Here is an 18,001-nt window from a genome sequence, read left to right as displayed (position 1 = left end):
GTTCATTCAGGTAACTAGGATGGCACGTCAGGCCGCGCCCGCCAATCGTGCGGCTTCTTCCAGGTCCACGCTGACCAGGCGGCTGACGCCCGGTTCGCGCATGGTCACGCCCGACAGCTGGTGCGCAGCCTCCATCGTCGCCTTGTTGTGGCTGACGAACAGGAACTGCACCTTCTCGCTCATTTCCTTGACCATGTTGGCCAGGCGACCGACGTTGGCTTCATCCAGCGGTGCGTCCACCTCGTCCAGCAGGCAGAACGGTGCCGGATTCAACTGGAAGATGGCGAACACCAGCGCAACTGCGGTCATCGCCTTTTCGCCGCCGGACAGCAGCGAGATGCTGGACACGCGCTTGCCCGGTGGGCGCGCCATGATGGTCACGCCGGTGTCCAGCAGGTCTTCACCGGTCAATTCCAGGTAGGCGTGGCCGCCACCGAACAGGCGCGGGTACAGCGCCTGCACGCCGGCGTTGACACGGTCGAAAGTGTCCTTGAAGCGGCCGCGGGTCTCGCGGTCGATCTTGCGGATGGCATCTTCCAGGGTTTCCAGCGCTGTGGTGAGGTCGGCGTGCTGCGAATCCAGGTAGTCCGAGCGCTGCGAGGCCTCGCCATACTCGTGAATCGCAGCCAGGTTGACCGGCTCCAGCCGGCGCATGCGGCCATCGATCTGGTGCACGGCCTGCTCCCAGTCGCCCAGGCGGGCGTCCTCGGGCAGTGCATTGAGCACGTCCTGCAGCACGAAACCGGCCTTTTCCACCGCCGCCTGCAGGGTATCCGCGCTGAGCACCAGCGCCTGCTGGTCAAGCTTGCGCTGCGAAATACGCTCACGCTGGGCCAATGCCTGTTCGTCGCGCTGGTGGCGGGTCTGTTCGTAGTTGCGCAGCTCGGCGTCGATGCCGTCCAGCAGCGTGCGCGCCTCGGTCAGCACGCGATCGGCCCGAACGCGCTCTTCCAGCGCATTCTGGTGCTCGGCCTGCAGCGCTTCGACCGGCGAATCACCTTCGTCCAGCTGCGAATGCAGCTCGCCCAGTCGCGAATCCAGCTGCCCGCGCTGGGTGCCCATGCGCTCCAGCGCCTGGCTCAATGAGGCCAGCTGCGCACGCTGCGATTCCAGGGTCAGGGCCAGCGAGTGCGCGCGCTCGCGTACCGCACGGGCGGCGTCGCGGGCCAGGTCACGGGCCTCTGTCAGCTGGCGGCGCTCGCCCTCCAGCCGCTGCCGGGTCGATTCCAGGTCGCCCATGCTGCTGACCGCGTTCTCCAACCGCGAGCGCGCTTCACGCGCTTGTTCGTTGTTGGCTTCAATGGTTTCCTGCAGCTGCTTCAGCTCGCCTTCGATGCGATCGATGCGCGTGCGCGCTGCCTCCACCTTGCCCTGCTGGCCCTGCAGCTGGCCGGCCAGTTCGGACACCGCGCGATGGGCCTGGTACAGCGCACGCTGCGCATCTTCGCGCTGCTGTTCGGCAGCCTGCAGCTGCTCTCGGAAGCCGGCCAGCTGTTCTTCCAGTTCGGCCTCGCGGTCCTGCAGCTGCTCGATCTGCTCACGCAGCTCCTGGATCTCACGTTCGCGCAGCAGCGCGCCCTGCGCGGCGGCACCGGAGCGCGATACGCGCAGCCAGCCCTGGCCCAGGCGCTCGCCACTCTGGGTGATGATCGAATCGCCTTCCGGAAGGCTGGCCTGCAGCACCTTGGCCTCGGACAGATCCCTGGCACCGTGCAGGTGCGCCAGCAGGCGCCGGATCGCTGCCGGGCCACGCACGCGTGCAGCCAGCGAGGTCGGCGCGACCTTCAGGTCCGCGCCATCGTTGGCGACCAGCGCAATGTGGCCCTCGCCCAGTTCGCCCAGCGCGTCGACCAGGCTGGCCGGGTCATCGACCAGCACGCCTTCGATCAACTGGCCGAGCGCGCTTTCCACCGCGTTTTCCCAACCGGCATCGACATCCAGGCGTTCGCCGACACGCGCCGCCGAGTCCAGCCCACGCGCCTTCAGCCAGGCCACGGCAGCACCCTGCTCCTGGCCCAGCGCGGCCTGCTGCAGGGTTTCCAGCGAAGCCAGGCGACCGCGCAGGCCATTGGCCTGCTTGCGCAGTTCGGCCAGTTCGTTCTGGCCATTGCGCTGCTGTTCCTGCACCGCCGCCACGCCCTGCTTGCGCAGCTCGACGTCTTCGCTCAGTTCATCCAGCGCGGTCTTCTGCGTGTCGTGCCGCAGGTGCAGCTGCTCGAAGGCTTCTTCCAGCGCATCCACGTCCAGCCCGGCGCGCTCGGCGGCCAGGGCTTCACGACGCCGGTCGGCATCGAGGATCTGTTTGTCCAGGTAGTCCACGCGCGTGCGCTCGACGTCGCCGGCGCGCGAGGCTTCCGAACTCTGCGAGGTGTGCTGTTCCCAACGCTGCTGCCAGCTGGACAGCCGGTCTTCAGCCTCGCGCAGGCTTTCCTGCTTTATCTCGTTTTCTTCCTGCAGTTCTTCCAGCTGCGGGGTCGCGGCCTCTACCGCCTCCCGCAGCACCCTCAGCTTGGCCTCGTCGCCACTGATGTGCTGCCCCAGCTCGGCCAGGGCCTGCTGGGTTTCGTCGCGCGCCTTGTGCAGGCGCTGCGACAGCTCGCGCTGGTGCTGGATCTGCTGCTCCAGGCGGGCCAGCGTGCTGCCGACCTGATAGACCGCCGCCTGCGCGGTGTTGAGCGCATCGGCGGCCTCTTCGCGACGCACTCGCGAGGTTTCGATGCGGGCCTCTGCGTCGCGCTGATCGGCGATCAGCTGCTGCAGCTTGGTCTCTTCCTGCGACAGGCCTTCGCGCAGCTTCGACAGGCGCCCATCGAGGCCACGGAATTCCAGCGCCTTCCACTCGGCATCCTTGATCCGGCGCTCTTCCTGCAGGGCCTGGTACTGCTCGGCCTGCTTGGCCTGGCGCTTGAGGTGTTCGAGCTGCTTGCTGATCTCGTCGCGCAGGTCACCCAGCCGGTCCAGATTCTCACGGGTGTGGCGGATGCGGGTCTCGGTCTCCTTGCGACGCTCCTTGTACTTGGAGATGCCGGCTGCCTCTTCCAGGTACACGCGCAGGTCTTCCGGGCGCGCCTCGATGATCTGGCTGATCATGCCCTGCTCGATGATCGAGTAGCTGCGCGGGCCCAGGCCGGTGCCGAGGAACAGGTCGGTGATGTCGCGGCGACGGCACTTGGTGCCGTTGAGGTAATAGTTGCTGGTGCCGTCGCGGCTGACCGTGCGCTTGACCGAGATTTCGTTGAACGAGGCGTACTCGCCGGAAATCGTGTGGTCGGAGTTGTCGAAGATCAGCTCGACCGTGGCCTGCGACACCGGCTTGCGGGCATTGGATCCGGAGAAGATCACGTCGGTCAGCGAGTCGCCACGCAGGCGGCTGGCCGAACTCTCGCCCATGACCCAGCGCACGGCGTCGATGATGTTCGACTTGCCGCAGCCATTGGGCCCCACCACGCCGGTCATGTTGGTCGGCAGGTGCAGGGTGGTCGGATCGACGAACGACTTGAAGCCGGACAGCTTGATCGTGGAAAGACGCATAGGGGTTCCGGACTGGGGCCGGCAAGCGGCCTGCGTTTACCCTCCAAGCCATTGATCCTGTTGGGATCGATGCCCGTGGAACGGGTGTGACGCCCTGAGTATACCGATGTGGACGTGTTCTACGAATGGGCGTGGAACATTGCCCACCCCCACCCCGTCGGACGGACCTGGCCCGACACCGCGGAACGGCGCCAAAAACAAAACGGGCACCCTTGCGGGCGCCCGTTCTGCGGTGATGCCAAGCCTTGCGGCGTGGGATCAGGCTTCGGCGACGACGACGACCTTGACGGTGGTCTCGACGTCGGCGTGCAGGTGGACCAGCACGTCGTATTCGCCGATGTTGCGGAAGGCGCCTTCGCCCAGGATGACTTCGCTCTTTTCCAGCGGCAGGCCGGCGGCGGTGAAGGCCTCGGCGATGTCGCGCGGGCCAACCGAGCCGTACAGCTTGCCTTCGGTCGAAGCGTTGGCGGCGATGGTCACGCTCGCGCCTTCCAGCTTGGCCTTGCGGCCTTCAGCGTCGGCGTGGATGGCCTGGGCCTTGGCTTCGTATTCGGCGCGCTTGGCTTCGAACTCGGCCTTGTTGCTCTCGGTGGCCGGCACGGCCTTGCCCTGCGGCACGAGGAAGTTACGGCCGTAGCCCGGCTTCACGTCGACCAGGTCGCCCAGGTTGCCGAGGTTGGTGACTTTCTGCAGGAGGATCAGCTGCATGGTATTGCTCCAGATAAGTTATTCGTTAGCGAGGCGATGCCCCGCAACAAAGGCTGTCCGAATAGCTGGCACAGCGGGGGCGGCGCCGGGCCGCCCCGCCGGCATCAGACGTCGTGGTTGTCGGTGTACGGGATCAGGGCCAGGAAGCGAGCGCGCTTGACGGCGGTCGCCAGCTGGCGCTGGTACTTCGACTTGGTACCGGTGACGCGGCTCGGCACGATCTTGCCGTTCTCGGTCAGGTACTGGCGCAGGGTGTTGAGATCCTTGTAGTCGATCTCCTTCACACCTTCAGCAGTGAACTTGCAGAACTTGCGGCGACGGAAGAACTTGGACATGGGAAGGCTCCTTAGGCGGCGGAAGCGGCGTCGTCGCCGGCTTCGTTGTCAGCGGTGTTGTTGGACTCGCCTTCTTCGTCGTCACGACGACGGCGCTCACCGCGCTCCGGCTTGTCACCCTTCTCGTCCTTGCTCTTCATGATCAGCGACTGCTCGGTGTCAGCCTCGTCACGCTTGATGACCAGGTTGCGCAGCACGGCGTCGTTGAAGCGGAAGCTCTCGGTCAGTTCGTTCAGAACGGCCTGGTCGGCTTCGATGTTCATCAGCACGTAGTGGGCCTTCACCAGGTTCTGGATCGGGTACGCCAGCTGGCGGCGGCCCCAGTCTTCCAGACGGTGGATGGTGCCGTTGCCGTTCTCGACCAGCGACTTGTAGCGCTCGATCATGGCCGGGACCTGCTCGCTCTGGTCCGGGTGGACCATGAACACGATTTCGTAATGACGACTCATGTTTTTTTTCTACCTTTCGGATGTGGCCTTGCGGCCGGACAGCCCCCCGCCGTTGATACCGCGGTGGGGCAAGGATTCCCGCCGGGGAGGCAGGAAGCCGCGCATTATGGCGCAGATGGGGGGTGCCGGGCAACCGGCGGGTCACAGGGCAACCTGAACCGGGGGCGCAGCCCCCATGCCGACCCAGGCTGGCCGCTACCGGAGCCCCGCACAGCCCAAGAATCCGCCTGGATTCACCCCAGGTCGACGTGAAGGCGGTGCTGGCCGCATTCCAGGCACTGGAACAGGCAGCCGACCATCATCCCGTCCCGGCTCAGGTGCGCCAGCACCCAGTCGGCGTCGCGCGGATTGACCTCCGCCACATCGGGCCGGACTTGGTCGAGGATGGGCAGCAGATCGTCTCTGCCGGCGAAACCGAGGAAGGCGCAGGGCCGTTCACAATGGCTCAGCCAGACCGATTGCTGCCAGGACGGGTAGCCCGGCGTGCGCTCGCAGATCTCCAGCAGCAGCTCACGAGCGATGCTCGGCGGCGGGTCGGCCGGGCCTGGCGAGACCCCTTCGATATCACTCCAGCCGGTGAATTCACCCTCGTAGCTGGCCGCCGCCCTGCCGTCGGCGATACACCAGGGGCAAAGGTAATCCGGACGCAGACGGGTGTAGAACGGCCCGCGGTAGCGCAGTGTGCGCGGCTGGCCGCAGCAGTCACAGATTCCGTCGACCTCTTCGAAGGAGAGGGCGTAGGCGTTGGGATGATAGGTAAAAGCCGGTCGTTCCATCCGCGGGGTCCCTGCCGAGCCCCGCGTGCCGACCAAGGTCGGCAGCTACCGGGACGCGCCGGGCCGTCAGGCCTTGTCGGCGTCGGTGGTGAAGCTCTCGCCGCAGCCACACTCGGCGGTGGCATTGGGGTTGCTGAACGTGAAGGTCTCGCTCAGGCCGTGCTTGCCGAAGTCGATCACGGTGCCGTCCACCAGCGCCAGGCTCTTGGCGTCGACATAGATCTTCACGCCGTCCTGCTCGAACACGGTATCGCCCTCGCGCTCGTCGCGTGCCAGGTCGGTGATGTGGCCCCAGCCGGAGCAACCGGTCTTGGTCACGCCGAAACGCAGGCCCAGCGCACCGGGGGTCTGGGCGACAAAGCGCTGCACGCGCTCGAAGGCAATGGGGGTCAGGCTGACGGCCATGGGGCTACTCCAGAGGTACGGGGACATTATAAGGAGCCGTTGCCGCGAAAAATGCCTCGCAAGCAGAACGCTGCAACCGGTAAACTCCCGTGTTCACAGATCGAGTCGATCAGCAGAGGATTCAAGTCATGACGGTGGTCAGCGTTGAACATGCGCTTGCCGGGAAGATCCCGGAAGGCGGCGAAGTCACGGTACGCGGATGGGTGCGCACGGTGCGCGGTTCAGCGAATCTGGCCTTCGTGAATGTGAGCGACGGCTCCTGCTTCGCCCCGATCCAGGTCGTGGCCGGCGACAGCCTGGCCAACTTCGACGAGATCAAGCGCCTGACCAGCGGCTGCTCGGTCATCGCCACCGGCACCCTGGTGAAGTCGCAGGGCAAGGGCCAGTCGTTCGAGATCCAGGCCAGTGCAGTGGAAGTGGTCGGCTGGGTCGAAGACCCGCTCACCTACCCGATCCAGCCCAAGCCGATGTCGCCGGAGTTCCTGCGCGAAGTGGCGCACCTGCGCCCGCGCACCAACCTGTTCGGCGCGGTCACCCGCATCCGCAACTGCCTGGCCCAGGCCGTGCACCGTTTCTTCCACGAGAACGGCTTCAACTGGATCAGCACCCCGATCATCACCACCTCCGACGCCGAAGGCGCCGGCCAGATGTTCCGCGTGTCCACCCTGGACATGGTGAACCTGCCGCGCGATGAGAAGGGCGCGATCGATTTCAGCCGCGACTTCTTCGGCAAGGAAACCTTCCTGACCGTGTCCGGCCAGCTGAACGTCGAGGCCTACTGCCTGGCGCTGAGCAAGGTCTACACCTTCGGCCCGACCTTCCGCGCCGAGAACAGCCACACCACCCGCCACCTGGCGGAGTTCTGGATGATCGAGCCGGAAATCGCCTTCGCCGACCTGGCCGAAGACGCACGCCTGGCCGAAGAGTTCCTGAAGTACCTGTTCCGTGCGGTGCTGAACGAGCGCAGCGACGACCTGGCCTTCATCGCCGAGCGCGTGGACAAGAACGCGATCACCAAGCTGGAAGACTTCATCAACGCACCGTTCGAGCGCATCGACTACACCGACGCGGTCAGCCTGCTGCAGAAGTCCGGCAGGAAGTTCGACTTCCCGGTCGAATGGGGCCTGGACCTGCAGACCGAGCACGAGCGCTGGCTGACCGAGGAACACGTCGGCCGCCCGGTGGTGGTGACCAACTATCCGGAGCACATCAAGGCCTTCTACATGCGCCTGAACGACGACGGCAAGACCGTTGCCGCGATGGACGTGCTGGCCCCGGGCATCGGCGAGATCATCGGCGGCAGCCAGCGCGAAGAGCGCCTGGACGTGCTGGACGCGCGAATGGCCCAGTTCGGCCTGGATCGCGAACACTACAGCTGGTACCGCGATTTCCGCCGCTATGGCTCGGTGCCGCACGCCGGCTTCGGCCTGGGCTTCGAGCGCCTGGTGGTGTACGTCTGCGGGCTGTCCAACATCCGCGATGCGATCCCCTACCCGCGCGCCCCGGGCAGCGCGGACTTCTAAGCCCCATACGACCACGGAGGTACTGCCCCCATGACCCTGTTCTTCGCCCTCTGTTTCGTCGGCGTTGCAGTGGCCGGGTTCAGTGCCTTCGTGATCTTCTGGCCGCTGACCCTGGTGCACGTGCGCGACCGCCATCCGGCGCTCGCCGCGCGCTTCGGCAGCGGCGCCTTCCTCAAGCCCGATGCCCTGGCCTGGCTGCTGCGCCGCGACTATCGGCAGCAACCGGACCGCTCGCTGTCCGGGCTGGCGACACCGGCCTGGGTATCGCTGCTGACCCTGCTGGCCGGACTGGGCATGGCCGCCCTGCTCTGGCTGGCCTCGCTCTGGTAACACACCCATGAATGACATCACCGCCTCGCGCGACAGCTGGTGGCTGGCCAGCCTCGGCAACACCCTGATCTGGGCGCGCCTGCGCGTTCGCCCGGCCGGCACCGCCGAAGTGCTCGACAGCGATGGCAACACGCTGAGCTACGACAGCGAAGACACCGCCCGTTCGCAGTTGTTCGACGCCGAGTTCGTCGAGTACGACGGCCTGGACGAGGAGGACGCACTGGTGCGCGGCTTCAGCCTGCACGAAGTGCAGCCGCCGCAGGCCGACAGCGACGAGGGTCTGCGTGGCCGCATGGTCCAGTCGCTGGGCGGGCGCGCCTGACCCCTGCATGTTCACCCCGCGCGCCTTCGCCGAGACCGACCTGCTCTGGCTGGACCGCCTGCTGGCGCGCGACCCGTTCGTCACCGTGCTCACCCCCGGCAGCGATGGCCTGCCGGAGCTGACCCGGATGCCGGTGCTGTACCGGCGTGACGGCGACCAGATCGAACTGCGCGGCCACTGGGCCCGCGCCAACCCGCAGTCGCGCCACAGCGGCGCGGCCAAGGTACTGGTCGATGGCCCACACGGCTACGTCTCGGCCAGCTGGTATCCGGACAAGGAGCCCGCCGCGCGGGTGCCCACCTGGAACTACGCCGCTGCCGAGCTGCGTGGCCAGCTGCAGACCTTCGACGACGCTGATGCGCTGGCCGAACTGGTCGGCGCGATCAGCGACCGCTTCGAAGCCAGTGTCGGCCAGGCCTGGCGGTTCGATGCCGCGCGCGCCGAACACGGCCCGGAGCTGCGCGCCATCGTCGGCTTCCGCTTCCAGGTGGAACACGTGCAGCTGAAGCTGAAACTCAGCCAGAACCATCCCGACGCCAACCAGCAGGCCGTGATCGCCGCACTGGAAGCGCTCGCCTCCCCGTCCTCCCATGAGCTGGCGCAGTGGATGCGCTGGCACCGTGAACAGTCCGCCTCCAGCGGCTGATCACCCCAGCTTCCCGCGACGGCGCGACCAGAACGGCCGCGCCTTGCCCCCACCCGACGCCAGGGATACCGCACATGAAAGACATCCACCGCCTGCTGCAGAACAACCGCGACTGGGCCGACCGCATCGCCAAGGAAGACCCTGGGTTCTTCCAGCAGCTGTCCAAGCAGCAGCATCCGGAATACCTGTGGATCGGCTGCTCCGACTCGCGGGTGCCGGCCAACCAGATCATCGGCATGGCCCCGGGTGAAGTGTTCGTGCACCGCAACGTCGCCAACGTGGTCGCACACACCGACCTGAACTGCCTGAGCGTGGTGCAGTACGCGGTGGACCAGTTGAAGGTGAAGCACATCCTGATCGTCGGCCACTACGGCTGCGGCGGCGTGCACGCCTGCCTGCACAATACCCGCGTCGGCCTGGCCGACAACTGGCTGCGCCATGTCGGCGACGTGGTGCAGAAGCACCAGGGCATCCTCGATGCGATCGAGGATGACGAGCTGAAGCACGCGCGCCTGTGCGAACTGAACGTGATCGAGCAGGTCGCCAACCTGTGCCGTTCGACCATCGTCGAGGACGCCTGGGCGCGCGGGCAGAAGCTGATGGTGCACGGCTGGGTCTACAGCCTGAAGAACGGCCGGGTCAGCGAAATGGGCATCGATGTCGGTGGACCGGAGGAGCTGAAGCCGGCCTATGAAAAGGCACTGTCCTACGTGCCCCGCCAGGGCCGGCGCGACTGACCTCACTACGGACCACGACCATGCTCGCCTCGCCGATCAACCTGCACGCCTGGATCGAAGAAAACCGCCACCTGCTGAAGCCGCCGGTGGGCAACAAGATGATCGACAACGGCGACTTCATCGTGATGGTCGTGGGCGGGCCGAATTCGCGCACCGACTATCACTACGACGAAGGCCCGGAGTGGTTCTACCAGCTCGAGGGCGAGATGGTGCTGAAGGTGCAGGAGGACGGCGCGGTGCGCGACATCCCGATCCGCGCCGGCGAGATCTTCCTGTTGCCGGCCAGGGTGCCGCACTCGCCGCGGCGCCCGCCCGGCGGCATCGGCCTGGTGGTCGAGCGCAAGCGCCTGCCGCACGAAAAGGACGGCGTGATCTGGCACTGCGAACGCTGCAACCACAAGCTGCACGAAGAGTTCTTCCCGCTGCAGAACATCGAGACCGACCTGCCCAAGGTGTTTGCGCGCTATCACGCCAGCCTGGAGCTGCGTACCTGCAGCCAGTGCGGGCACGTGGATCCGCTGCCGGTGCCGGCGGCGGGCTGACGCCCACACCGGTAGGCGCCCACCCTGGTGGGCGCATGGATCTACGCGCGCCAACCAAGGTGGGCAACTACCAGAAGACGCGGCGCTCGAAGCGTGGCCGCGTCTACCGGGCCATGCCCCAGGCGCTACACTGGCGGTCCCGTTGCAGCCTGTTGCCCGACCATGTCCGACCTGCTCAGCCGCACCCACGCCATTGCCCTGGACGCCGCCGATCCGCTGCGCCCGCTGCGTAACGAATTCCTGATTCCGCGCCATGGCGGTGGCGAGCAGACCTACTTCGTCGGCAACTCGCTGGGCCTGCAGCCGCGTGGCGCCCAAGCCGCGGTGCAGGAAGTGATGAAGCAATGGGGCGAGCTGGCGGTGGAAGGCCACTTCACCGGCCCGACGCAGTGGCTGTCCTACCACCGCCTGGTGAGCGCGCAGCTGGCCCGCGTGGTCGGTGCACTGCCCAGCGAAGTGGTGGCGATGAACACGCTGAGCGTGAACCTGCACCTGATGATGGTCAGCTTCTACCGACCGACCGCGCAGCGCCCGGTGATCCTGATGGAAGCCGGTGCATTCCCGACCGACCGACACGCGGTGGAAGCGCAGATCCGTTTCCACGGGTTCGACCCGGCCGAGTGCCTGGTGGAAGTGCAACCGGACGAAGCCAACGGAACGATCACGCTCACCGCGATCGAGCGCGCCATCGCCGAACACGGTCCGCGCCTTGCACTGGTGCTGTGGCCCGGCGTGCAGTACCGCACCGGCCAGGCCTTCGACCTCGATGCAATCACCCGTGCTGCCCGCCTGCAGGGCGCGCGCATCGGCTTCGACCTGGCGCACTCGGTCGGCAACCTGCCGCTGCGCCTGCATGACGTCGCACCCGATTTCGCCGTGTGGTGCCACTACAAATACCTCAACAGCGGCCCGGGTGCGGTGGCCGGCGCGTTCGTGCACGAGCGCCATCACCGCGACACCACGCTGCCGCGCTTTGCCGGCTGGTGGGGCCATGAGGAAGCCACCCGCTTCCAGATGGCACCGCAGTTCACCCCCGCCATCGGTGCCGAAGGCTGGCAGCTCAGCAATCCGCCGATCCTCGGCCTGGCGCCGCTGCGCGCGTCGCTGGACCTGTTCGAGCGCGCCGGCATGGAGGCACTGCGCAACAAGTCGCTGGCGTTGACCGGCATGCTCGAAGCGCTTGTACGTGCACGCCTTTCCGGCGTGCTCGACATCATCACCCCGGCCGAGCCACAGCGCCGTGGCTGCCAGCTGTCATTGCGCGTGATCGGTGGGCGCGAGCGCGGCCGTGCGCTGTTCGAGCACCTGCGCGGCATCGGCGTGCTCGGCGACTGGCGCGAGCCGGACGTGATCCGCATCTCGCCCACCCCGCTCTACAACCGCTACCTGGACGTGCACCACTTCGTCGAGGAAGTGGAAGCCTGGGCCGGCCTCTGAGCCGGTCCCTCCCCTACTGCTGGACAGTTCGTTGATCGCACATGCTTCCCGCTCGTTGAGCATTATCGGTGCCGGCCTCGCCGGGTCGCTGCTGGCCATCCTGCTGTCACGCCAGGGCTGGCGCATCACCCTGTACGAACGCCGTGGCGATCCACGCGTGGCCGACTATGAGAGCGGCCGCTCGATCAACCTGGCGCTGGCCGAGCGTGGGCGCAATGCGCTGCGCCAGGCCGGTGTGGAAGACGAGGTCATGGCGCGCGCGGTGATGATGCGCGGACGCATGGTGCATCCGCGCGAAGGCGAACCGCAGCTGCAGCGCTATGGCCGCGACGACAGCGAAGTGATCTGGTCGATCCATCGCAGCGACCTCAACACCACGCTGCTGGAACTGGCCGAACAGGCTGGCGCGACCGTACACTTCCACCGCCGCCTGCACACCGTCGATTTCGACGCCGGCTACGCACGCTTCATCGACGACCGCGACGACAGCCCGCATGACATCCGCTTCGACACCCTGATCGGTGCCGATGGTGCAGGCTCGGCCCTGCGCGCGGCGATGAACCGGCGGGCGCCGCTGGGCGAGGACATCGCGTTCCTCGATCACTCCTACAAGGAGCTGGAAATTCCGCCGGCCGACGATGGCAGCTTCCGCATCGAGCGCAACGCGCTGCATATCTGGCCGCGCGGCCATTACATGTGCATCGCCCTGCCCAATCACGAAGGCACCTTCACCGTCACTTTGTTCCTGCCCAACCAGGGCGATCCCAGCTTCGCCACGATCAATACCGGCGCGCAGGCCGAGGCGCTGTTCGCGCGCGAGTTCGCCGACACCCTGCCGCTGATCCCGAACCTGCGCGCAGACTGGGAACAGCACCCGCCGGGCCTGCTTGGCACGCTGACGCTCGATCGCTGGCACCAGCAGGGCCGTGCCGTGCTGATCGGCGACGCCGCGCATGCGATGGTGCCGTTCCACGGCCAGGGCATGAACTGCGCGTTCGAGGACTGCGTTGCGCTGGCCCGCCACCTGATGGAGGCCGATGATCTGGAAGGTGCGTTCGCCGCGTTCGAAGCCGAGCGCAAGCCGAATGCGCGTGCCATCCAGCAGATGGCGCTGGAGAACTACCTGGAAATGCGCGACCGCGTCGCCGACCCTGCATTCCTGCTGCAGCGCGAACTGGAACAGGAACTGCAGCGGCGCTGGCCGACCCGCTTCGTGCCGCACTACACCATGGTCACCTTCCTGCACACGCCGTACGCCGAGGCGCTGCGCCGCACCGAACTGCAACGCGACATGCTGGTGGCCGCCACCACCGGCCATGATTCACTGGACAACATCGACTGGGCCGCGCTGGAAGCGCAGATTCATGCGCAGCTGCCGGTCCTGGAGGGCGCGCACTGATGGCTGACAGCTTCCTGTTCTACGATCTGGAAACCTTCGGCCAGGACCCGCGGCGCACGCGCATCTCGCAGTTCGCCGCCATCCGCACCGACGCCGATCTCAACGAAATCGACACCCCGGTCAGCTTCTTTGTGCGCCCGGCCGATGACCTGCTGCCCTCGCCGATGGCCACCCTGGTTACCGGCATCACCCCGCAGCAGGCACTGGCCGAGGGCATCAGCGAGGCCGAGGCCTTCGACCGCATCAACGAGCAGCTGTCGCGCCCCGGCACCTGCACGCTGGGCTACAACACGCTGCGCTTCGACGATGAGTTCGTCCGCTACGGGCTGTTCCGCAACTTCCACGACCCGTACGAACGCGAGTGGCGCAACGGCAATTCGCGCTGGGACCTGCTGGACATGCTGCGGCTGATGCGCGCGATGCGCCCGGACGGCATCCAGTGGCCGCTGCGCGAGGATGGCGCCACCTCGTTCAAGCTTGAGCACCTGGCCGAGGCCAACCACGTGCGCGAAGGCGATGCACACGAAGCACTGTCCGACGTGCGCGCCACCATCGGCATGGCGCGGCTGTTCAAGCAGTCGCAACCACGCCTGTGGGACTACGCCCTGAAGCTGCGCGACAAGCGTTTCGTCGGCGGCCTGCTGGACGTGGCCGCGATGAAGCCGGTGCTGCACATTTCCATGCGCTACCCGGCCAGCCACCTGTGCGCGGCACCGGTGCTGCCGTTGGCCGTGCACCCGACCATCAACAACCGGGTGATCGTGTTCGACCTGGAAGGCGAGATCGACGATCTGCTGGAGCTGCCGGCGGAGGTGATCGCACAGCGCCTGTACATGCGCGCCAGCGAGCTGCCCGAAGGCGTGGCACGGGTACCTCTGAAGGAAGTGCATCTGAACAAGGTGCCGGCGCTGATCGCCTGGAACCACCTGCGTGCCGATGACCACGCGCGCCTCGGCCTGGATGTGGCTGCGATCGAAGCCAAGGTGGAGCGCCTGCGCGCGTTCGCCCCGCAGCTGGCCGAAAAAGCCCGGCAGGTCTACAACCAGCCCCGCGCCGCCACCGTGGCCGACGTCGATGCCTCGCTGTACGACGGCTTCCTCGGCAACGGTGACAAGCCGCTGCTTGCGCTTGCACGCACCACCGCGCCCGAGCAGCTGGCCGCGCTGGAAGGTCGCTTCCGCGACCCGCGCCTGCCGGAGCTGCTGTTCCGCTACCGCGCGCGCAATCATCCCGACAGCCTCGCGCCGCCTGAACGCCAGCGCTGGCAGGATTACCGCCGCCAGCGCCTGCTCGGAGACGGCGGCCTGGGCGAACTCAACCTGCCCCAGTACCAGCAGCAGCTGGATGCACTGGCCGCCGAAGCGCCCGATGACACCCGGCGCCAGGCCCTGCTGCAATCGCTGCGCGACTGGGGCCAGCACCTGCAGGAGACGCTGTGAGCACTTATTTCTCGGACGCCAGCTTCAAGTTCCTGCGCAGCCTTGCGCGGCACAACGACAAGGCCTGGTTCAACGATCACCGCCAGCAGTACGAAGACCACGTGCGGCAGCCGTTCCTGCGCCTGCTGGGCGACCTGCAGCCGGCGCTGGCCGAGGTCAGCGAGCACTTCCGCGCCGATACCCGTGGCGTCGGTGGCTCGCTGTTCCGCATCCATCGTGACGCGCGTTTTTCCAACGACAAGTCGCCGTACAAGACCTGGCAGGGTGCACGCCTGTTCCATGAGCGCCGCCGCGAAGTGGCCGCGCCCTCGTTCTACGTGCACCTGCAGCCGGGCGAGAGCTTCGTCGGCGCTGGCCTGTGGCATCCGGAACCGGAAACCCAGCGCCGCGTACGCCACTTCATCCTCGACAATCCGGGCAGCTGGAAGGCCGCCGCGCATGCACCGGCCCTGCGCAAACGCTTCGATTTCGAGGAGAGCGAAAAGCTGGTGCGGCCCCCGCGTGGCTTCCCGGCCGACTTCGAGTTCATCGACGACCTCAAGCACCGCAACTGGGTGATGCGGCGCTCGCTGGACGATGCCACCATGACCGGCCCGCGCCTGCTGTCCACGCTGGGCAAGGACCTGGCTGGGCTCGGCCCGTTCGTTGACTACCTGTGCGCGGCGCTGGACCTGGAGTTCTGAGCCGCATCACCTGCCGTTCACCACTGGCTGCCTCACTTGCGGCAGTCTGGACAGCATGAAGAAGCTCACTGCACTGGCTGTGCTGCTGGTCCTGGCCTTGGCTGCGTGGTGGTTCGGCGGCCCGTACATGGCCGTGCACGGCCTGTCCAAGGCCATCGAAGAACGCGACACGGCGCGACTGGAACGCTATGTCGATTTCCCTCGCGTGCGCAGCAGCCTGCGCGCCCAGCTCAACGACTATCTGGTACGCCAGGCCGGCCCGGATGTAGCGGCCAGCCCGTTCGGCGCCCTGCTGTACGGCCTCGGCGACCAGCTCGGCGGTGCAGCGGTGGAAACCATGGTGACCCCGACCGGGATCGGCGCAATGCTGCAGGGCCACGTGCTGTGGAAGCGCGGCCGCAATGAACTGCAGGGCGGTGATGCCTTCGGCGCGACCGAGCCGGCACGGCCATTGAAGAACGCCGAGCATCACTTCGAAGCGCTGGACCGCTTCGTGATCGACGTCGATCGCGGCCCCGACCAGCCGCCGATGAAAGTGGTGCTGGAACCGCAGGGCCTGCGCTGGAAGGTGGTGGATCTGCAGTTGGGGATGTCGGCCACCCCGTGACGGGTCATGCCCTTCGACGGTGCTGCTTTCGGTAGATGCCCACCTTGGTGGGCATGGATCCAGGACGGCGCCAACCAAGGTTGGCGACTACCGCGGTACAGCGCTCTGGTAGATGCCCACCTTGGTGGGCGTCGATGCATGGCAGTGCCAACCAACGGTTGGCACCCACCCGGCATGGTCTCACCCCTCGTTGGCGACACCGTGCGGTACGTGGCCGGCGGCCACATGCTCTCGCGCACTGTCGATGTTGTGCTGCGAATCATCGAAGAAGATGTCGGCACCGAACGCCTGCAGGAACGGCCCCTTGTGGCGGCCGCCGAGGAACAGCGCTTCGTCCAGGCGCACTCCCCACTCGCGCAGGGTGCGGATTACGCGCTCATGCGCCGGTGCCGAGCGTGCGGTCACCAGCGCAGTGCGGATCGGCGCGCTCTCGCCGGCCGGGAACACTTCCTGCAGCGTATGCAGGGCCGACAGGAAACCGCGGAACGGGCCGCCGCTGAGGGGTTCGCGGGCCCGTTCACGCTCGTGCCGGCCAAACGCCTCCACGCCCTGCTCGCGTGAGATGCGCTCGCTCTCGTCACCGAAGATCACCGCGTCACCGTCGAAGGCGATGCGCAACTGGCCGGCCGGGCGCCCGGTATCGATCTGGTCGGCCGCCGCTGCCGCGGTCTCGCCGGGCGGCTTGGGCAGGATGGTTGCCGCGGCGATGCCGTGGCGCAGCGCGCTGCGCACCGATTCCGGGTTGGCCGACAGGAACAGGTCGGTGCCGAACGGCTTCACATACGGCCAGGTCGGCTCGCCGGCAGTGAACGTGGCGCGGATGATGCCCAGGCCGTAGTGCTGGATCGAATTGAAGATGCGCAGGCCGGTATCGGCCGAGTTGCGCGACAGCAGGATCACCTCGACGCGAGGATTCTCCGGGCTGGCGCCCTGGTTCAAAGCCAGCAGCTTGCGTACCACCGGAAACGCCACGCCGGGGCCGAGGATATCGTCCTCGTGCTGGCGCTGGAATTCGGCATAGGCCGCCACGCCATCGCTCTCGAACAGCGCGTGGCTTTCCTCGAGGTCGAACAGCGCGCGCGAGGTCACCGCGACGGTCAGCAAACGGGGGGTGTTGTCGCCCATCGGTGGGGGTCCTTCAAGCGGTCGGCACGGCCGGCTGCCCATTGTCCTCAAAAAACGAACTGTTCGCTCAGGATCCGGTCTTCCAGGTTGTGCTCCGGGTCGAACAGCAGGGTCACGCGGCGGTCCTTCGACTCACGGATGGTCACCTCGACCACGTCGCGGGTCTCGTGCGAGTCGGCAGTCACGCTGACCGGGCGCTTGTACGGATCGAGCACGCGGAAGCGCACTTCGGTATCGGCCTTCAGGATCGCGCCGCGCCAGCGCCGCGGCCGGTACGGGGCCAACGGCGTCAGCGCGATGGTGTGCGAGCCCAGCGGCAGCACCGGACCATGCGCGGAATAGTTGTAGGCGGTACTGCCGGCCGGGGTGGCCACCAGCACGCCGTCGCCGATCAGTTCGGCCACGCGCTCCTGGCCGTTGAGGTCGATGCCGATATGCGCGGCCTGCCGGGTCTGGCGCAGGAGCGAAACGTCGTTGTAGGCCAGCGAGCCGGTACTGGTGCCGGACTCGGTCAGCGCCACCATTTCCAGCGGGCGCAGGTTGGCCGGTTCTGCGCGTGCGATGCGGGCCTGCACGTCGTCATCTCCACGGTACTGGTTCATCAGGAAGCCGACCGTGCCCAGCTTCATGCCGAACACCGGCTTGCCCAGGTGCCCATGCCGATGCAGGGTCTGCAGCATGAAGCCGTCGCCCCCCAGCGGGCACAGCACGTCGGCCTGCTCGGGCGTGTAGTCGCCATAGCGCGACACCATGGCCGCGCGCGCCATCTGCGCGGGCTCGGTGGTGCTGGCCAGGAAAGCGATGCGGGGGGTGTCGCTCATCGGTGGATCCGGGTGGGTGTGCCTGCAAGAGCATACCCGGTAGTACCGGCCGCTGGCCGGCAGCTGCACCCGGTTGCGGTTCATGCGGCTGCCGGCCAGCGGCCGGCACTACCGTGCAATGCAGAACGGCCCCGCTTTCGCGGGGCCGTTCCGGTTCACGCATGCCAGGCATGGCCTGGCACTACT

General features: G+C 67.0%; 19 protein-coding genes. 11 read left to right on the top strand and 8 right to left on the bottom strand.

Annotation, left to right across the window (positions count from 1 at the left end; genetic code table 11):
- Nucleotides 1–27 precede the first annotated feature (27 nt).
- The 6 genes from smc to AC5P9N_RS03525 form a co-directional block, all read right to left on the bottom strand.
- Entirely contained in the window at nt 28–3,531 is a 3,504-nt protein-coding gene (gene smc / locus AC5P9N_RS03550) for a chromosome segregation protein SMC (protein WP_060380549.1), read from the bottom strand.
- A 258-nt stretch (nt 3,532–3,789) separates the two neighbouring features.
- Nucleotides 3,790–4,239 (bottom strand): 50S ribosomal protein L9, encoded by a 450-nt coding sequence (gene rplI / locus AC5P9N_RS03545; protein WP_005410227.1) that lies wholly within the window; start codon nt 4,237–4,239, stop codon nt 3,790–3,792.
- Between the two features lie 104 nt (nt 4,240–4,343).
- The gene (gene rpsR, locus AC5P9N_RS03540) at nt 4,344–4,574 is read right to left on the bottom strand and encodes a 30S ribosomal protein S18 (protein WP_002804494.1); all 231 of its coding nucleotides are present in this window, start codon (nt 4,572–4,574) and stop codon (nt 4,344–4,346) included.
- A gap of 11 nt (nt 4,575–4,585) precedes the next feature.
- Entirely contained in the window at nt 4,586–5,023 is a 438-nt protein-coding gene (gene rpsF, locus AC5P9N_RS03535) for a 30S ribosomal protein S6 (RefSeq protein ID WP_005410228.1), read from the bottom strand.
- A gap of 233 nt (nt 5,024–5,256) precedes the next feature.
- Nucleotides 5,257–5,799, bottom strand: a complete 543-nt coding sequence (locus AC5P9N_RS03530; RefSeq protein ID WP_049460352.1) for a CbrC family protein — start codon at nt 5,797–5,799, stop codon at nt 5,257–5,259.
- Nucleotides 5,800–5,865: 66 nt separating this feature from the next.
- Nucleotides 5,866–6,204, bottom strand: coding sequence for a HesB/IscA family protein (locus AC5P9N_RS03525; RefSeq protein ID WP_005410230.1), 339 nt, complete (start codon nt 6,202–6,204; stop codon nt 5,866–5,868).
- A 128-nt stretch (nt 6,205–6,332) separates the two neighbouring features.
- On the opposite strand from AC5P9N_RS03525, the gene asnS reads away from it, so the two are divergent.
- The 11 genes from asnS (at nt 6,333) to AC5P9N_RS03470 (ending at nt 15,869) form a co-directional block, all read left to right on the top strand.
- Nucleotides 6,333–7,727 (top strand): asparagine--tRNA ligase, encoded by a 1,395-nt coding sequence (gene asnS, locus AC5P9N_RS03520; protein ID WP_005410231.1) that lies wholly within the window; start codon nt 6,333–6,335, stop codon nt 7,725–7,727.
- Nucleotides 7,728–7,757: 30 nt separating this feature from the next.
- Nucleotides 7,758–8,057, top strand: a complete 300-nt coding sequence (locus AC5P9N_RS03515) for a hypothetical protein (protein WP_005410232.1) — start codon at nt 7,758–7,760, stop codon at nt 8,055–8,057.
- A 7-nt stretch (nt 8,058–8,064) separates the two neighbouring features.
- On the top strand, nt 8,065–8,379 hold the full coding sequence (locus AC5P9N_RS03510; RefSeq protein WP_005410233.1) for a hypothetical protein: 315 nt from the start codon (nt 8,065–8,067) through the stop codon (nt 8,377–8,379).
- A gap of 7 nt (nt 8,380–8,386) precedes the next feature.
- Nucleotides 8,387–9,025 (top strand): FMN-binding negative transcriptional regulator, encoded by a 639-nt coding sequence (locus tag AC5P9N_RS03505; RefSeq protein WP_049448997.1) that lies wholly within the window; start codon nt 8,387–8,389, stop codon nt 9,023–9,025.
- A 74-nt stretch (nt 9,026–9,099) separates the two neighbouring features.
- On the top strand, nt 9,100–9,762 hold the full coding sequence (gene can / locus AC5P9N_RS03500; RefSeq protein WP_033835127.1) for a carbonate dehydratase: 663 nt from the start codon (nt 9,100–9,102) through the stop codon (nt 9,760–9,762).
- Between the two features lie 20 nt (nt 9,763–9,782).
- Nucleotides 9,783–10,304, top strand: a complete 522-nt coding sequence (locus AC5P9N_RS03495; protein ID WP_005413911.1) for a 3-hydroxyanthranilate 3,4-dioxygenase — start codon at nt 9,783–9,785, stop codon at nt 10,302–10,304.
- 162 nt (nt 10,305–10,466) lie between these two features.
- A complete protein-coding gene (kynU, locus tag AC5P9N_RS03490; RefSeq protein WP_049460353.1) occupies nt 10,467–11,741 on the top strand; it encodes a kynureninase in 1,275 nt (424 codons plus the stop codon).
- Between the two features lie 31 nt (nt 11,742–11,772).
- Nucleotides 11,773–13,140 carry an FAD-dependent oxidoreductase gene (locus tag AC5P9N_RS03485; RefSeq protein WP_012480765.1) on the top strand — a complete coding sequence of 456 codons (1,368 nt, stop codon included), beginning with the start codon at nt 11,773–11,775 and terminating at the stop codon, nt 13,138–13,140.
- Entirely contained in the window at nt 13,140–14,579 is a 1,440-nt protein-coding gene (gene sbcB / locus AC5P9N_RS03480) for an exodeoxyribonuclease I (RefSeq protein WP_099484301.1), read from the top strand. Before AC5P9N_RS03485 ends, sbcB begins: the two co-directional genes overlap by 1 nt.
- A complete protein-coding gene (locus AC5P9N_RS03475; protein WP_099484300.1) occupies nt 14,576–15,262 on the top strand; it encodes a DUF2461 domain-containing protein in 687 nt (228 codons plus the stop codon). The genes sbcB and AC5P9N_RS03475 overlap by 4 nt, the downstream gene beginning before the upstream one ends.
- A 55-nt stretch (nt 15,263–15,317) precedes the next feature.
- Nucleotides 15,318–15,869 carry a DUF2939 domain-containing protein gene (locus AC5P9N_RS03470; protein ID WP_099484299.1) on the top strand — a complete coding sequence of 184 codons (552 nt, stop codon included), beginning with the start codon at nt 15,318–15,320 and terminating at the stop codon, nt 15,867–15,869.
- A gap of 180 nt (nt 15,870–16,049) precedes the next feature.
- Here AC5P9N_RS03470 and AC5P9N_RS03465 read toward each other — a convergent pair whose 3' ends face one another.
- Together AC5P9N_RS03465 and AC5P9N_RS03460 are read right to left on the bottom strand one after the other, a co-directional pair.
- Entirely contained in the window at nt 16,050–16,994 is a 945-nt protein-coding gene (locus AC5P9N_RS03465; protein WP_099484298.1) for a 5'-nucleotidase, read from the bottom strand.
- A 47-nt stretch (nt 16,995–17,041) separates the two neighbouring features.
- A complete protein-coding gene (locus AC5P9N_RS03460) occupies nt 17,042–17,815 on the bottom strand; it encodes an NAD kinase (protein WP_049443314.1) in 774 nt (257 codons plus the stop codon).
- Nucleotides 17,816–18,001: the final 186 nt, after the last annotated feature.

The organism is Stenotrophomonas sp. YJH_SMC_6 (genome assembly GCF_059371335.1).
The sequence above is the reverse complement of the archived record's forward strand: the minus strand, read 5'-3'. Positions and strand labels throughout refer to the sequence as shown.

Excerpts from the sequence above, each read along its gene's own strand:
- rplI (WP_005410227.1), bottom strand. The coding sequence starts at position 4,239 with ATGCAGCTGATCCTCCTGCAGAAAGTCACCAACCTCGGCAACCTGGGC.
- AC5P9N_RS03465 (WP_099484298.1), bottom strand. The coding sequence starts at position 16,994 with ATGGGCGACAACACCCCCCGTTTGCTGACCGTCGCGGTGACCTCGCGC.
- AC5P9N_RS03470 (WP_099484299.1), top strand. The coding sequence starts at position 15,318 with ATGAAGAAGCTCACTGCACTGGCTGTGCTGCTGGTCCTGGCCTTGGCT.
- AC5P9N_RS03530 (WP_049460352.1), bottom strand. The coding sequence starts at position 5,799 with ATGGAACGACCGGCTTTTACCTATCATCCCAACGCCTACGCCCTCTCC.
- smc (WP_060380549.1), bottom strand. The coding sequence starts at position 3,531 with ATGCGTCTTTCCACGATCAAGCTGTCCGGCTTCAAGTCGTTCGTCGAT.
- can (WP_033835127.1), top strand. The coding sequence starts at position 9,100 with ATGAAAGACATCCACCGCCTGCTGCAGAACAACCGCGACTGGGCCGAC.
- kynU (WP_049460353.1), top strand. The coding sequence starts at position 10,467 with ATGTCCGACCTGCTCAGCCGCACCCACGCCATTGCCCTGGACGCCGCC.
- AC5P9N_RS03505 (WP_049448997.1), top strand. The coding sequence starts at position 8,387 with ATGTTCACCCCGCGCGCCTTCGCCGAGACCGACCTGCTCTGGCTGGAC.
- rpsF (WP_005410228.1), bottom strand. The coding sequence starts at position 5,023 with ATGAGTCGTCATTACGAAATCGTGTTCATGGTCCACCCGGACCAGAGC.
- asnS (WP_005410231.1), top strand. The coding sequence starts at position 6,333 with ATGACGGTGGTCAGCGTTGAACATGCGCTTGCCGGGAAGATCCCGGAA.
- AC5P9N_RS03460 (WP_049443314.1), bottom strand. The coding sequence starts at position 17,815 with ATGAGCGACACCCCCCGCATCGCTTTCCTGGCCAGCACCACCGAGCCC.
- AC5P9N_RS03515 (WP_005410232.1), top strand. The coding sequence starts at position 7,758 with ATGACCCTGTTCTTCGCCCTCTGTTTCGTCGGCGTTGCAGTGGCCGGG.
- AC5P9N_RS03495 (WP_005413911.1), top strand. The coding sequence starts at position 9,783 with ATGCTCGCCTCGCCGATCAACCTGCACGCCTGGATCGAAGAAAACCGC.
- sbcB (WP_099484301.1), top strand. The coding sequence starts at position 13,140 with ATGGCTGACAGCTTCCTGTTCTACGATCTGGAAACCTTCGGCCAGGAC.
- AC5P9N_RS03525 (WP_005410230.1), bottom strand. The coding sequence starts at position 6,204 with ATGGCCGTCAGCCTGACCCCCATTGCCTTCGAGCGCGTGCAGCGCTTT.
- AC5P9N_RS03510 (WP_005410233.1), top strand. The coding sequence starts at position 8,065 with ATGAATGACATCACCGCCTCGCGCGACAGCTGGTGGCTGGCCAGCCTC.
- rpsR (WP_002804494.1), bottom strand. The coding sequence starts at position 4,574 with ATGTCCAAGTTCTTCCGTCGCCGCAAGTTCTGCAAGTTCACTGCTGAA.